Annotated in this window: 12 protein-coding genes; 7 read left to right on the top strand and 5 right to left on the bottom strand. The window is 65.1% G+C overall.

Going from position 1 to position 12,624, the window contains the following annotated elements:
• Positions 1 to 11: 11 nt before the first annotated feature.
• On the bottom strand, positions 12 to 590 hold the full coding sequence (locus XI04_RS18660; RefSeq protein ID WP_028145719.1) for a MarR family winged helix-turn-helix transcriptional regulator: 579 nt from the start codon (positions 588 to 590) through the stop codon (positions 12 to 14).
• A gap of 730 nt (positions 591 to 1,320) precedes the next feature.
• On the opposite strand from XI04_RS18660, the gene XI04_RS18655 reads away from it, so the two are divergent.
• A complete protein-coding gene (locus XI04_RS18655; protein WP_028145718.1) occupies positions 1,321 to 2,208 on the top strand; it encodes a dienelactone hydrolase family protein in 888 nt (295 codons plus the stop codon).
• 63 nt (positions 2,209 to 2,271) lie between these two features.
• Here the strand turns inward: XI04_RS18655 and XI04_RS18650 are convergent, their stop codons facing one another.
• Positions 2,272 to 3,540 (bottom strand): serine hydrolase domain-containing protein, encoded by a 1,269-nt coding sequence (locus tag XI04_RS18650; protein WP_271623735.1) that lies wholly within the window; start codon positions 3,538 to 3,540, stop codon positions 2,272 to 2,274.
• A gap of 122 nt (positions 3,541 to 3,662) precedes the next feature.
• A complete protein-coding gene (locus XI04_RS18645; RefSeq protein ID WP_038970821.1) occupies positions 3,663 to 4,511 on the bottom strand; it encodes an SDR family oxidoreductase in 849 nt (282 codons plus the stop codon).
• A gap of 146 nt (positions 4,512 to 4,657) precedes the next feature.
• On the opposite strand from XI04_RS18645, the gene XI04_RS18640 reads away from it, so the two are divergent.
• Positions 4,658 to 5,392 carry an HAD family hydrolase gene (locus XI04_RS18640; RefSeq protein WP_038970834.1) on the top strand — a complete coding sequence of 245 codons (735 nt, stop codon included), beginning with the start codon at positions 4,658 to 4,660 and terminating at the stop codon, positions 5,390 to 5,392.
• Positions 5,393 to 5,416: 24 nt separating this feature from the next.
• On the opposite strand, the gene XI04_RS18635 is transcribed toward XI04_RS18640, so the two are convergent.
• A complete protein-coding gene (locus XI04_RS18635; RefSeq protein ID WP_038950138.1) occupies positions 5,417 to 5,824 on the bottom strand; it encodes a nuclear transport factor 2 family protein in 408 nt (135 codons plus the stop codon).
• Between the two features lie 98 nt (positions 5,825 to 5,922).
• Complete coding sequence (locus XI04_RS18630; RefSeq protein WP_271610423.1) at positions 5,923 to 7,407, bottom strand: mannitol dehydrogenase family protein; 1,485 nt, start codon at positions 7,405 to 7,407, stop codon at positions 5,923 to 5,925.
• Between the two features lie 140 nt (positions 7,408 to 7,547).
• On the opposite strand from XI04_RS18630, the gene XI04_RS18625 reads away from it, so the two are divergent.
• From XI04_RS18625 to XI04_RS18605, 5 genes are all read left to right on the top strand, one after another.
• Entirely contained in the window at positions 7,548 to 8,363 is an 816-nt protein-coding gene (locus XI04_RS18625; RefSeq protein ID WP_028145712.1) for a FadR/GntR family transcriptional regulator, read from the top strand.
• A gap of 82 nt (positions 8,364 to 8,445) precedes the next feature.
• On the top strand, positions 8,446 to 9,411 hold the full coding sequence (locus XI04_RS18620; protein ID WP_370126372.1) for a sialic acid TRAP transporter substrate-binding protein SiaP: 966 nt from the start codon (positions 8,446 to 8,448) through the stop codon (positions 9,409 to 9,411).
• A gap of 114 nt (positions 9,412 to 9,525) precedes the next feature.
• The gene (locus XI04_RS18615; RefSeq protein WP_028145710.1) at positions 9,526 to 10,104 is read left to right on the top strand and encodes a TRAP transporter small permease; all 579 of its coding nucleotides are present in this window, start codon (positions 9,526 to 9,528) and stop codon (positions 10,102 to 10,104) included.
• Between the two features lie 4 nt (positions 10,105 to 10,108).
• Complete coding sequence (locus XI04_RS18610; protein ID WP_028145709.1) at positions 10,109 to 11,515, top strand: TRAP transporter large permease; 1,407 nt, start codon at positions 10,109 to 10,111, stop codon at positions 11,513 to 11,515.
• The gene (locus tag XI04_RS18605) at positions 11,512 to 12,561 is read left to right on the top strand and encodes an L-idonate 5-dehydrogenase (protein WP_095425977.1); all 1,050 of its coding nucleotides are present in this window, start codon (positions 11,512 to 11,514) and stop codon (positions 12,559 to 12,561) included. Before XI04_RS18610 ends, XI04_RS18605 begins: the two co-directional genes overlap by 4 nt.
• The last annotated feature ends 63 nt before the right edge of the window (positions 12,562 to 12,624 follow it).

Below are 12,624 nucleotides of genomic sequence, written 5' to 3'. Positions count from 1 at the left end.
AGGGCTGTCCTCTATTGGCGGTGATGCTCGAAGCTGGTGCATAGCAGATCGACCTCCGCCTCCGCGATCGGCGAGCGGAACAGACGGCAGCTGAACTCGGCCGCTGCCTTGCTGTCGTTGGTGGTGCGCTCCTCCCGGAGGAAGATGCATCGTTTGCAAACGTCGGTGTGGTGCCGCTGCTCGGCCGCGTCCGACTGATCCAGCACGTGCCTGAAGGTGTCGCGGAAGCGGATCTTGACCTCCTCGTCGAGGACGGCAATCGCCTCGACCAGAACGCTGACGGGGTCGCGCACCAGGAACTTCTTGCCCTGCTGCGTCACGCTCAGCATCACCGAGCGCTTGTCGGTGGCCGAGCGTTTTCGCTCGATATAGCCCAGCCGCTCGAGCTCCCCGATGATGAACGAGGCGGTGCCGCGCGTGGTGCCGACGTAACTCGCGAGCGCCGAAGGCGTCCGGGAAAAACGGTTGGCGCGGGAAAGGAAGCGCAGCGCCATCCACTCGCGGTCGCGCAAGCCGTGCTTGGTGCCTTCGAACCACAGGATTCGTGCGACCTGCTCCAACAGTTCAATCGATTCGCGAGCCAAATTCATTTCAATTCCAGATCGGATAAAGCTTTATTCAATTGAGCCTTGGGGTGCGCAATCTGTGTGGACGAGAATGAAGTCCTCGCGTGACCCTTCGTCCGTTGCCGGACGGCGGACCGCGTGGGGAAGAAGCTCTCTGTTGCAGAGATGGAACTTCCGGCCGTGGAACTAGTGCGTCACAAAGAAAGTTCGAGTAAATCGCACGGCTCAAGTCCTCCGAAAATTTCAATCAAATGACGACGGCTCGCGCGTGATTGACGGTGATGTGTCCGATGCGCAAGCAACATGATGTGTCATTGTGGCCACTGCGGTGCCCATTTGTTGCGGGTGAGCGTCTCGAAGGCGCACACATGCGCATCACCTGCAGCAGTTGGCGGTGCGGCCGGCCGCGGGAGAACCCTCTTTTTCGGTTAATGGATGTTGCGATGCAGTGCAGCTAGACGGTTAAGTCCGGCACACGAGCGAAGCGAATGTCAGAGTGCCGTTGGGAGTCGAAACAGTCAGCGTTGTTCAACGTCCTGCAGCGTTGGCAGCCACGGTGGGCTCCTGCGTGGCGCAATCGTCGAACTTTGGCGCGATGAGCCCGATGCCCGAGATTGCGCCGGTGCAGAAACCGCACGGTCTGGCCTGAAAGCGCGCGTGCTCGCAGGCTGGTGATTTGCATCTCGCCGGCAACTATTGGCGAATGCGTCGCCCCCCGGGGATACCAGCACAGGCAGCAGCAAGGGATAGATCGATGAGCTTCGAAACTACCATGGCATCCGACGTCGTCGGGTTGACGAAAGTCGCCCCGGTCTCTCGCCGCGGGTTCATGAGCGCCACCGCGGCCGTCGCCGCCGGCTACACGCTTGCGGCCGGGCCCGTGCGCGCCGAGGCGATCACGACCGACGCCAATGGCCTTCAGGTCAGTGACGCCAGGATCAAGGTCGGCTCCGAAGAGATGCCCGTCTATTTCGCCCGTCCCGCCGGCAACACCAAGGCGCCGGTGATCATCGTGGCGATGGAGATTTTCGGCCTGCACGAATATATCAAGGACGTGACGCGGCGCCTCGCCAAGCTTGGCGCGTTCGCAATCGCGCCCGACTATTACTTCCGCAAAGGCATCGATCTGACCAAGGTCGCCGAGGTCAAGGATCTGCTCCCGGTGGTCAATGCCAAGCCCGACGCGGAGCTGCTGTCCGATCTGGACGCGGTGGCGGCCTGGGCTGGATCGCAAGGCGGCGACACTGCAAAGCTTGGCATCATCGGCTTCTGCCGTGGCGGGCGCACCGTCTGGGAATATGCCGCCCATAGCAGCACGCTCAAGGCCGGCGTCGCCTTCTACGGCACCTTGGTCGACCCCGAAAATCCGTTGCTGCCGAAGAGCCCGATGCAGCTCGCCCCCGAGATGAAAGCGCCGGTGCTCGGCCTCTATGGGGGCGCCGACACCGGCATTCCCGTCGCCCAGGTCGAGCAGATGAAGGCCGCGCTCGAGCAGAACAAGAAGACGGCCGAATTCAAGATCTACCCCGAAGCGCCGCACGGCTTCCATGCCGACTACCGCGGCAGCTACCGAAAGGACGCCGCGGAAGATGCCTGGAAGCAGGCGCAGGCCTGGTTCAAGAAGTACGGCGTGTTGAGCTGACGCTGGGTCAAAACAAAAGGGCGGCCCGATCGGCCGCCCTTTTTCTTTCAGTGCGTGCCGATCTCACTTCACCATCGCACCATAGACGATGTCCTGAACCTGCTCGCGATAATACTTCCTGAGCTCGCCGGGCGCAGCCGTTCCCACCACGACCACGAGACGCTCCTTCGGGTCGCAGAAGAACTGCGTTCCGTAGGCACCGTTCCAGGTGAACTCGCCGGGATTGCCGGGGACAGACGACAGCCCTTCGCTGGTGCGAACCGCGACCGAAAGGCCGAAGCCGAAGCCGCCGCGATGCGGCTCGACATTGGCCACGTTGTTCTTGATCTCGGGGCCAAGGTGGTTGGTCGTCATGTGATGCACGGTCTTCGGACCCAGGATGCGCTGGCCGTCGAGCTCGCCGCCGTTGAGCAGCATCTGCCCGAAGCGGGCGTAGTCGCCGACCGTCGCAAACGAGCAGGCGCCGCCGCAGTCGAACTTGGTCGGGGTGTCGAGCAGCTTGATCGCCTGCGGCTTGCCCGTCAGCGGATCGTTGGCAAACGGGCGGGCGAGGCGAAGGCGTTGCGCGTCGGTCGGGTGGAAGGTCGCGTCCTTCATGCCGAGCGGCTGCCAGACATTGGCGGCGAGATACTCGCCGAGCTTCTGCTCGCTCACCTTCTCGACGACGGCGCCGAGCACGTCGATCGAGAAGCCGTATTCGAACTCGGTCGAGGGCTGATGCGCCAGCGGCAGTTTGGTCATGCGGTCGATGAACGCCTGGGTGTCACCTTCGATCGCGGGCGCGACGCCGTCAGGATATTGCCGCGCCACCGGGCTCGAACTGTCGGGACGGCCGCCATACATCAATCCGGAGGTGTGCCGGTAGAGATCGTGGATGAAGATCGGCGAGGCCTGCGGCTCCAGCTTGAGCGAACCGTTGGCCTCGGTCACGCCGATTTTCATGTCGGAAAAGCCGGGATAGTAATCGGACAGCTTGGCCTGGAGCGGCAGCCGTCCCTGCTCCATCAGCGTCAGGCCCGCGACCGCTGCCATCGGCTTGGTCATCGAGGCCAGCGCGAAGATCGCATCGATCGGCATCGGCGTGCCCTTGTCCGGATCCAGCATGCCGTAAGCCTTGTAGTGCACGAGCTTGCCGTCGCGCGCGATGGCGACGACCGCGCCGGGGACGCGCTTGGCGGCGATCTCGCGAGCGAAGAAATTGTCGAGGCGCGCAAGGCCCTGACTGGAGAAGCCGACATCGTCGGGTTTGGCTTCGGGCAGCGGCGCGGCGATGGCCGTGCCGAATGTGATGACGGCAGTCGCCGCCGCGATCATGGCGATCGTCTTGTTCATTATGTTCCTCCCGCACGAGCTCGTTGTGTGAGGGGCTCGTTGCACGCCCAGATCACGACTGCACCGACGCGAAGTCAAGCGCGGGCAGGGCATGTCTGGGACGTGCCGGACGCGGCGGTGCCTTATCGTGCTTCGCCTGCATGCCACAACGCATCGAGGCCGCGCCGATAGGTCGGGTGGACAAGCGTGACGCCGAGCTCGCGCTTCAGTTTTGCGTTGGAGACGCGGGCGCTGCTGGCATAGAAGCTGCGGGCCATCGCCGACATCTCGGCCGTCGCGAACGCCTCTTCCGGCGGCGGCACAACGCCCATCAGTTTCGCCGCATAGGCGATCACGTCCTGCGGCGGCGCCGGCTCGTCGTCGCAGACGTTCCAGATGCCGCCGGTTCGGTGGGGAAGCGCGGCCATGATCGCGTTCGCGATGTCGTCGACATGGATGCGGTTGAAGACCTGGCCCGGCTTGATGACGCGGCGGGCTGTCCCACCCCGCAGTGTCGCCAGCGCGTTGCGGCCTGGGCCGTAGATGCCCGCAAGCCGCAGGATGGCGGCATCGCCGCGCGCCATGTCCATCCAGGCCTGCTCGGCGGCAACCCGCATGCGGGCGCGGTCGAGCGTTGCCTGCGGCGGAGTACTCTCGTCGACCCAGCCGCCGCCGTGATCGCCGTAGACGCCGATGGTGGAGAGATAGACGATCTTGCGGCGGCCCGTCGCCAGCACGTCGCCGAACGCGGCGATGGCGGGATCGCCGCTGCTACCGGGCGGGATCGATATGAGAAGGACATCGGCCTCGCGAACCTGCTCGACCGTCTCGCGTGCAGGAGGCTCGCCGGAAAAGGCATGCACCTCGATGCCGGCGAGGTCATCCCGCTTTCCGGGATCGCGCACGGTGCCGGCGATATGCGAGAAGCTGCCGCCATGTTTGCGGACGAAATGCCGGGCACTATAGCCGAGGCCAAGGATGAAGAGCCGCATGCGTCTCCTGTGCAGGTCGAAAGTTCCCGTCCGCGCCGTCGCGCGTCGTTTGCTCATAAGAGATTTTTGGGTCCGGCAAAAGATATTGCGATTTGTCTCGCCTCCTGCCTCGGGCGATGTTCGCCTGTCACCGGGAGGCATCGATCATGCAGGCAGAAGCGCTCGCCTTGGTGCCGCCGGATGCCAATGAGCTGGTCCGGCGCGCGGCCGCGCTGATCTTCGACGTCGACGGCACCCTGGCCGAGACCGAGGAGCTGCATCGGCAGGCCTTCAACCACGCCTTCGCGCACCACGGTCTCGGCTGGCAGTGGGACCGCGCGGTCTACAAGGACCTGCTGCGGGTGACCGGCGGCAAGGAGCGCATGCGCGCCTACCACGGAAGGCTGCGGAACGTCCCGCCGCTGCCGGACGAGGACATTGCCGCGCTTCACCGCATCAAGACCGCGCATTACGCCGAGCTGGTCGAAACCGGCTGCTGTTCCTTAAGGCCGGGCGTGATCGAGCTGCTCGCTGCGGCGAAGGCGCGCGGCCAGCGGCTTGCGATCGCGACCACGACCTCCCACGGCAATATCGATGCGCTGCTGTCGCAGGCGCTGGGGCCGAACTGGGCTGCGCAGTTCGACGCCATCGTCGCCGGTGACGATGTCAGGCACAAGAAGCCGGCACCGGACGTCTATCTGGAAACGCTGGCGCGGCTGCAACTCGGCGCGGCCGACTGCGTGGCAATAGAGGATTCCGCCAACGGGCTGATTGCGGCCTCACGCGCCGGCATTCCGGTTCTGATCACCCGGAGCATGTTCTTCGCGGATGATGATTTTTCCGCGGCGCGGGCCGTGCTGGATGACCTGTCGGAACTCGAAAAACAACCCCATGCACAGTAGCTCACGCCCGCGGGTCCGCCGCAGTCAGTGCACGCGGTGGCTCGCTCTATCGTCTTCAGCCTGCTCGACAATCTGCGCGATCGGGCTCGATTGGTGATGCACTAGCAGCCACTCGTCGCCGACGCGGCGAAAATGGTTCGCCGCGGCCAAGGCGGTGCCGTCGACGATCTCGATGCAGAGCACGCGGGCGCTGTCGCCGTCGACGATGACCTGCGGCTCGGCGCAGACGATCTGCGGCCGCTCCGGGTTTTGCAGGATGTCGCGCCAGCTTCCGATCACCGTGGCGCGCCCGATGATGGCCGGCCAACCGGGATGGATGCAGGAAATGGCGTCGTCGTCCACCCACAACCGTTCCATGCCGTCGAAGTCGCCGGTCGAAAACGCGGCGTAGAAGGCCGCGTTGGCGGCGATGATCTTGCTGTCCTTTGCCATCGCTCTCGGGTGGGGCAAGGACAGGCAAAAATCAAGCGCGACTTCCGTTCGACCTTGTGTCCGATTTGGACCGCAGTGCAGCATTGCCCGCTCAGTGGTCAGGCCGCGACGAGCGTCTCCACGGCCCGCCGCGCACCATCCCTGTAGAGACGGCCGAGCGCCGTGGTCACGGCCTCGCGCAGGCGCGGCTCGGACCCCAGCGGCCCGAACACCTTCTGAACCCCGAGCAGCGCAGGCGCGAGCCGCTCGGCAACGGGCCCCGCCTCGCGCGCCAGCGCGGCGAATTCGGCGGCGAGGGGATCGCGCACGTCGATGGCGCGGCCCTGCTCGTCGAGGCCGCTGACGTAGCGCATCCAGCCGGCCACCGCGAGCGCATGGGTCGAGATCGGCAGGTTCCGGGCGAGGCGGTCCTGCATCGCGCCGAGCAGCCGCTGCGGCAGCTTTTGCGAGCCGTCCATCGCGATCTGCCAGGTGCGGTGATGCAGTGCCGGATTGGCGAAGCGCTTGAGCAGTGAAGCGCGATAGGCGGCGAGATCAGTGCCGGCAGGCATCGTCAGCGTCACCGCGGCTTCCTCCATCACCTGCGCGGCCAGCCGCGCGAAGTGCGGATCCTGCATGGTGTCGGCGATGGTCTCGTAGCCCGCGAGATAGCCGAGATAAGCCAGCGCGGAATGGCTGGCGTTGAGCAGCCGCAGCTTCATCAGCTCGAACGGCTTGACGTCGGCAACGAGCTCGACGCCCGCGGCGGCAAGATCGGGCCGGCCCGCCGTGAAGCGATCCTCGACCACCCATTGCGTGAACGGCTCCGTCATCACGGGCCAGGCGTCGCGCATGCCGAGTGCGTTCGCGACCGCATCGCGGTCGCTATCCGTCGTCTCCGGCACGATGCGGTCGACCATGGTCGAGGGAAAAGCGGCATTGTCCGCGATCCACTTGCCGAGTTCCCTGGAGCGGAGCGCGGCGAATTGCGTCACGATGCGCTGCACGGTGTGGCCGTTGGCAGCGAGATTGTCGCAGCACAGCACTGTGAAGGGCGGTGCGCCTAGCGCGCGCCGGCGTGCCAGCGCCGCGACGATGAAGCCGGGCGCCGAGCGCGGCGCGTCGAAATTGTTGAGATCGTGCACGATGTCAGGATGCCGTTCATCGAGATCGCCGGTCTGCGGCGTGTGGCAATAGCCTTTCTCGGTGACCGTCAGCGAGACGATGCGAATGGCGGGATCGACCATCCGCTCGACCAGCGCCGCCGGCTTCTCGCGCGCGACGACGCTGTCGAGCAGCGCGCCGATCACGCGGTGCTCGGTGCCCTCGGCGGCACGCACGGCAACGGTGTAGAGATGATCCTGCGGGGCGAGGGCGTCGCGCGTATCCGGGCTGCGCAGGCTGGCGCCGACGATGCCCCAGGACGAGCTGCCGCTGGCAAGGCAATCGTCGATGACGACGGCCTGATGCGCGCGATGAAAGGCGCCGAGGCCGAGATGCACGATGCCGGGCGTGATTCGCGAACGGTCGTAGGCCGGGCGGCGGACGGCCGGCGGCAACCGGTCGAGATTGGCGCTGCCAAGACGCACGGAACCTGGGCGCATGGACGTCTCCCCTTGCCTTGCCGCTGCTTGACATGGCGCCCGTATCAGGTCAATGCTCCGGTCAATTGGTAAGACCAATTTTCCAAAATTGGCGGGCCGCGGGTCGAAATGCCTCGCGCGACCCTTTCGGGAGGACCAGCGTGCCGCTGGAAGCTGTGGAGGCGAGACGGCTTTATCGCCAGGTCGCCGATCAATTGCGGAGCCTGATCGACAGCGGCGAGTACGCGGTCGGCAGCCGCTTGCCGACCGAGCGCGAGCTCGCCGAGCAGCTCAAGGTGTCCAGGCCGACCGTGCGCGAAGCCTTGATTGCGCTCGAGGTCGAGGGGCGCCTGCGCATCCGTGTCGGCTCCGGCATCTATGTGATCGAGCCCGCCGCCATCGCCGCGCCCGCAGCCGCCTCCGTCATCGAGGGCCCGTTCGAGCTGCTGCGCGCCCGCGAATTCCTCGAAAGCGCCATCGCCGAACAGGCTGCGCGCGTCGCGACCAAAGACGACATCGCCCGCATCGATGCCTCGCTCCTCGCAATGGAGAATGTCGAGCATCCCGGCGAAGCCTCGATGGTGCATGACCGCGCGTTCCACGTCGCGATCGCCGGCAGCCTCGGCAATGCCGTTCTGGTGCGCGTCGTCGGCGAGCTGTTCGACCAGCGCCTCAATCCCTATTTCGCGCAGCTCGCGCATTATTTCGAGAGCCCGGGCACCTGGCGCACCGCGCTCGACGAGCATCGCGCCGTGCGCGAGGCGATCGCGGCGCATGATCCGCAAGCCGCGCGCGAAGCGATGCGCGCGCATCTGGCGCGCTCGCAGGAGCGCTTTGCGCAGAATTTCGGCGCCGAGAACGCGGCAGGATCATCTTCGGGGCGGGGCCGGACGGCGCGAGCACCGGCAAAGCCATCGAAACCGAAACCGGCGCCGAAGAAGAAGCAGGCCGGAGGCGGCAGCGCGCGGCGGCGATGAGATTGTACGGCCCGCATCCGTGCCGGGGCGGGTGAACAAGAAGCAGACTTGAACGATGGAGGAAAAGTCGATGTTGAAGAAAATGACGATTGCAGCAGTGATGTCCGCCGCCACGCTGTTGGCGGCCACCCAGGCCAGCGTGGCGCAGACCAAGCTCAAATGGGCCCATGTCTACGAGACCTCGGAGCCGTTCCACACCGCTTCGGTCTGGGCCGCGCAGGAGATCGGCAAGCGCACCAACGGGCGCTATGCGATCGACGTCTATCCGGCCTCGCAGCTCGGCAAGGAAGCCGACATCAACCAGGGCCTCTCGCTCGGCTCGGTCGACATCATCATCTCCGGCTCGAGCTTCGCGGCCAAGAGCTTCCCGCCGATCGGGGTGACCTACTATCCCTACACCTTCCGCGATGCCGATCATCTGCTCGCCTACACCAAGAGCGACATCTTCAAGGAGCTCGCCAAGGGCTATGAGGACAAGAGCGGCCACCACATCGTCGCGGTCACCTATTACGGCGTGCGCCAGACCTCGTCGAACAAGCCGATCAAGACTTGCGCGGACCTCAAGGGCCTGAAGATGCGCGTGCCCGACGTGCCGGCCTATCTCGCGATGCCGCGCGCCTGCGGCGCCAACACCGCGCCGATCGCCTTCGCGGAAGTCTACCTCGCGCTCCAGAACGGCACCGTCGAGGCGCAGGAGAACCCGCTGACCACGATCGAAGCCAAGAAGTTCTACGAGGTGCAGAAGCACATCGTGCTGACCGGCCACATCGTCGATCACCTCAACACGGTGGTCGCTGGCGCGCTGTGGAAGAAGCTCTCCGACGAGGACAAGAAGATCTTCACCGACGTCGCCCAGGAGGCCGCCGCCAAGGCGACCGCGGAGATCAAGCAGAACGAGGCCAAGCTGGTCGCCTTCTTCAAGGAGAAGGGCTTGAGCGTGACCGAGGTCGACAAGAACGAGTTCCGCGACACCGTGCTGAAGAACGTCGCGTTCGAGACCTTCGGCTATCGCAAGGCCGACTGGGAAAAGATCCAGGCGGTGAAGTGACGACGTAGTCGTCATCCCGGGGCGGCTCGAAGAGCCGAGCCCGGGATCTCGAGGTTCCGGGTCTGGTGCTAACGCACCATCCCGGAACGACGGAGCCAGTTTGAGGAGTCCCCCATGTCCACCGCCGAAATACACCGGCAGATCACCGCGGACGAGATCGCCCATACCTTCGAGGAGGAGGCGACGCCGAAGGTCGACCTCGGCATCTACGCGTTCGAGGACTGGGTGGCGCTCGCGATCTTCTGGGTGATGGCGCTCGCCGTCTTCCTCCAGTTCTTCACGCGCTACGTGCTCAACGACAGCTATGCCTGGACCGAGGAGATCGCGACCTATTGCCTGATCGGCGTCGTCTTCATCGGCGCCTCGATGTGCGTGCGGCTGTCGCGGCACATCCAGGTCGACCTCCTCTACCGCTATTTGCCCCACATCGTGGCGCGCGCGCTGTCGACGGTGATCGACCTGATCCGGATCGCCTTTTTCGGCTACGCCATCAAGCTGGTCTGGGTCTACATCCAGATCATCGGCGACGAGCAGATGACCACGATCAATCTTCCCAAGGACTACGTCTACTACGCCGTCCTGGCCGGCTTCGTGCTGATGTTCGTGCGCTCGGTGCAGGTGGCCATACAACATTTGCGACAGGGTTATTCGATCCTCGAACGTCCCGGCGCCTACGACGGTTTTGAAGGATAATCCCATGTTGCTGCTGCTTGGAGGCTTCCTCATCCTGATGCTGCTCGGCGTTCCCGTGGCGATTGCCATGGCCGCGTCGTCGCTGCTCTACATCCTGGTCAGCGGCGTGACGCCCGACGTCACGCTGGCGCAGCGCATGATCGCCGGCGTCGAGAGCTTTCCGCTGCTCGCGGTGCCGTTCTTCATCCTGGCCGGCAACCTCATGAACATCGCCGGCGTCACCGGGCGCATCTACAAATTCGCCGTCGCGCTGGTCGGCTGGATGCGCGGCGGCCTCGGCCACGTCAACATCATCGGCTCGGTGATCTTCTCCGGCATGTCCGGCACCGCGATCGCGGATGCCGCCGGTCTCGGCACCATCGAGATCAAGGCGATGAAGGACCACGGCTACTCCACCGAGTTTTCGGTCGGCGTCACCGCGGCCTCCGCGACGCTCGGCCCGATCATCCCGCCGTCGCTGCCCTTCGTGATCTACGGCATGATGGCGAACGTCTCGATCGGCGCGCTGTTCCTCGGCGGCGTCATTCCCGGCATCGTCATGACGCTGCTGATGATGGCGACCGTCACTTATTTCGCGCACAAGAACAAATGGGGCAGCGACACGCCGTTCTCCTGGCCGCAGCTCGGCTCGGCCGGCCTCGAGATCGCCATCGTGCTGGCGTTCCCGATGGCGATCTGGCTGATGGTGCTCGCGGGCATGTCGGTCAACATGGCCGTCGTCATCGGCCTCGGCACGCTGCTCATCATCGACTGGTATTTCGACTTCTCGGCGGTGATGGCGCTGATGGCGCCGGTGATCCTGATCGGCGGCATGACGCTCGGCTGGTTCACGCCGACGGAAGCCGCGGTTGCCGCCGTGATCTGGTCGCTGTTCCTCGGCCTCGTCCGCTACCGCACCATGACGCTGAAGACCGTGGCGAAGGCGACGTTCGACACCATCGAGACCACGGCCTCGGTGCTGTTCATCGTCACGGCGGCCTCGATCTTCGCCTGGCTGCTGACGGTGTCGCAGGCCGCCCAGATGCTGTCGGACTGGATGCTCAGCATCACCCACAACAAATGGGTGTTCCTGGCGCTCGCCAACGTGCTGATCCTGTTCGTCGGCTGCTTCATCGACACCACGGCGGCGATCACCATCCTGGTGCCGATCCTGCTGCCGATCGTGCTCAAGCTCGGTATCGACCCGATCCATTTCGGCCTGATCATGACGCTGAACCTGATGATCGGCCTGTTGCATCCGCCGCTCGGCATGGTGCTGTTCGTGCTCGCCCGCGTGGCCAAACTCTCGGTCGAGCGCACCACGGTCGCGATCCTGCCCTGGCTGGTGCCGCTGATGCTGGCGTTGATCGCGATCACCTACATCCCCGAACTGACCCTCTGGCTGCCAAAATACATGGGACTCTCCAAATGACCTCCACCGCTCTCGCCGCAACCCTGTTCGGTCCCGAAGATCTGCGCATGGTCGAGCATCCGCTCGACAAGCTCGCAGACGGCATGGTGCGCATCCGCTTCGGCGCCGGCGGCATCTGCGGTTCGGACATGCACTATTTCCGCCATGCCCGGACTGGCGATTTCGTGGTGAAGTCGCCACTGGTGCTCGGCCACGAGATATCGGGCGAAGTCGTGGAGATCTCCGGCTCCGCTGCCAATCTGAAGGTCGGCGACCGCGTCGCGGTCAACCCGTCGCGCTGGTGCGGCCATTGCGTCGCCTGCCGCGAGGGCCGGCCGAATCTGTGCGAGAACATCTACTTCATGGGCTCGGCCTCGAAGACGCCGCACATGCAGGGCGGCTTCGCCAACTATTTCGACGCGGTCCCCGCGCAGTGCGTGAAGATTCCCGATCACGTGTCCTATCAGGCTGCAGCGCTCGCCGAGCCGCTCGCGGTCTGCCTGCACGCGGTCGCGCGCGCCGGCAATATCGAGGGCAAGCGCGGCATCATCTTCGGCGCCGGCCCGATCGGGCTGTTGACCATGCTCGCCGCGCATCGCGCCGGGATGGCCGACATCACGGTCGCCGACATCGCGCCGGCACCGCTCGCCTTCGCGACCAAGCTCGGCGCTTCGCATGTGGAGAATGTCTCGGGCGGTGAGGAAGGACTGAAGGCGCAGGCTGCGTCGCGTCCCTATGACGTTGCGTTCGAGGTCTCGGGCACGGCCGCGGGCCTTGCGAGCGCCATCGGCATCGTCAGGCGCGGGGGCATCGTGGTGCAGATCGGCAATCTGCCCGGCGGCCAGATCCCGACGCCGTCGAATGCGGTGATGGCCAAGGAGATCGACCTGCGCGGTTCGTTCCGTTTCGGCTTCGAGTTCATGACGGCGGTGGAACTGATTTCCTCCGGCGGCGTCGACGTGCTGTCGCTGGTCACCGCCGAGCGGCCGCTCTCGACCGCGCCCGATGCGCTGCGGCTGGCGCTCGATCGCTCGCAGAGCGTCAAGGTCGTGCTGACCGCGAACTGACCTTGTTTTGACGCGTTTTCTTCACGCGAACCGGTATCCACTTCGCTCGAAAACGCTTTAGGA

Origin of the sequence: Bradyrhizobium sp. CCBAU 11430 (genome assembly GCF_028128855.1) — a bacterium.
Taxonomy (GTDB): Bacteria; Pseudomonadota; Alphaproteobacteria; order Rhizobiales; family Xanthobacteraceae; genus Bradyrhizobium; species Bradyrhizobium ottawaense.
Note: the sequence above shows the minus strand (reverse complement) of the source record. Positions and strands in the feature narration are given on the sequence as shown.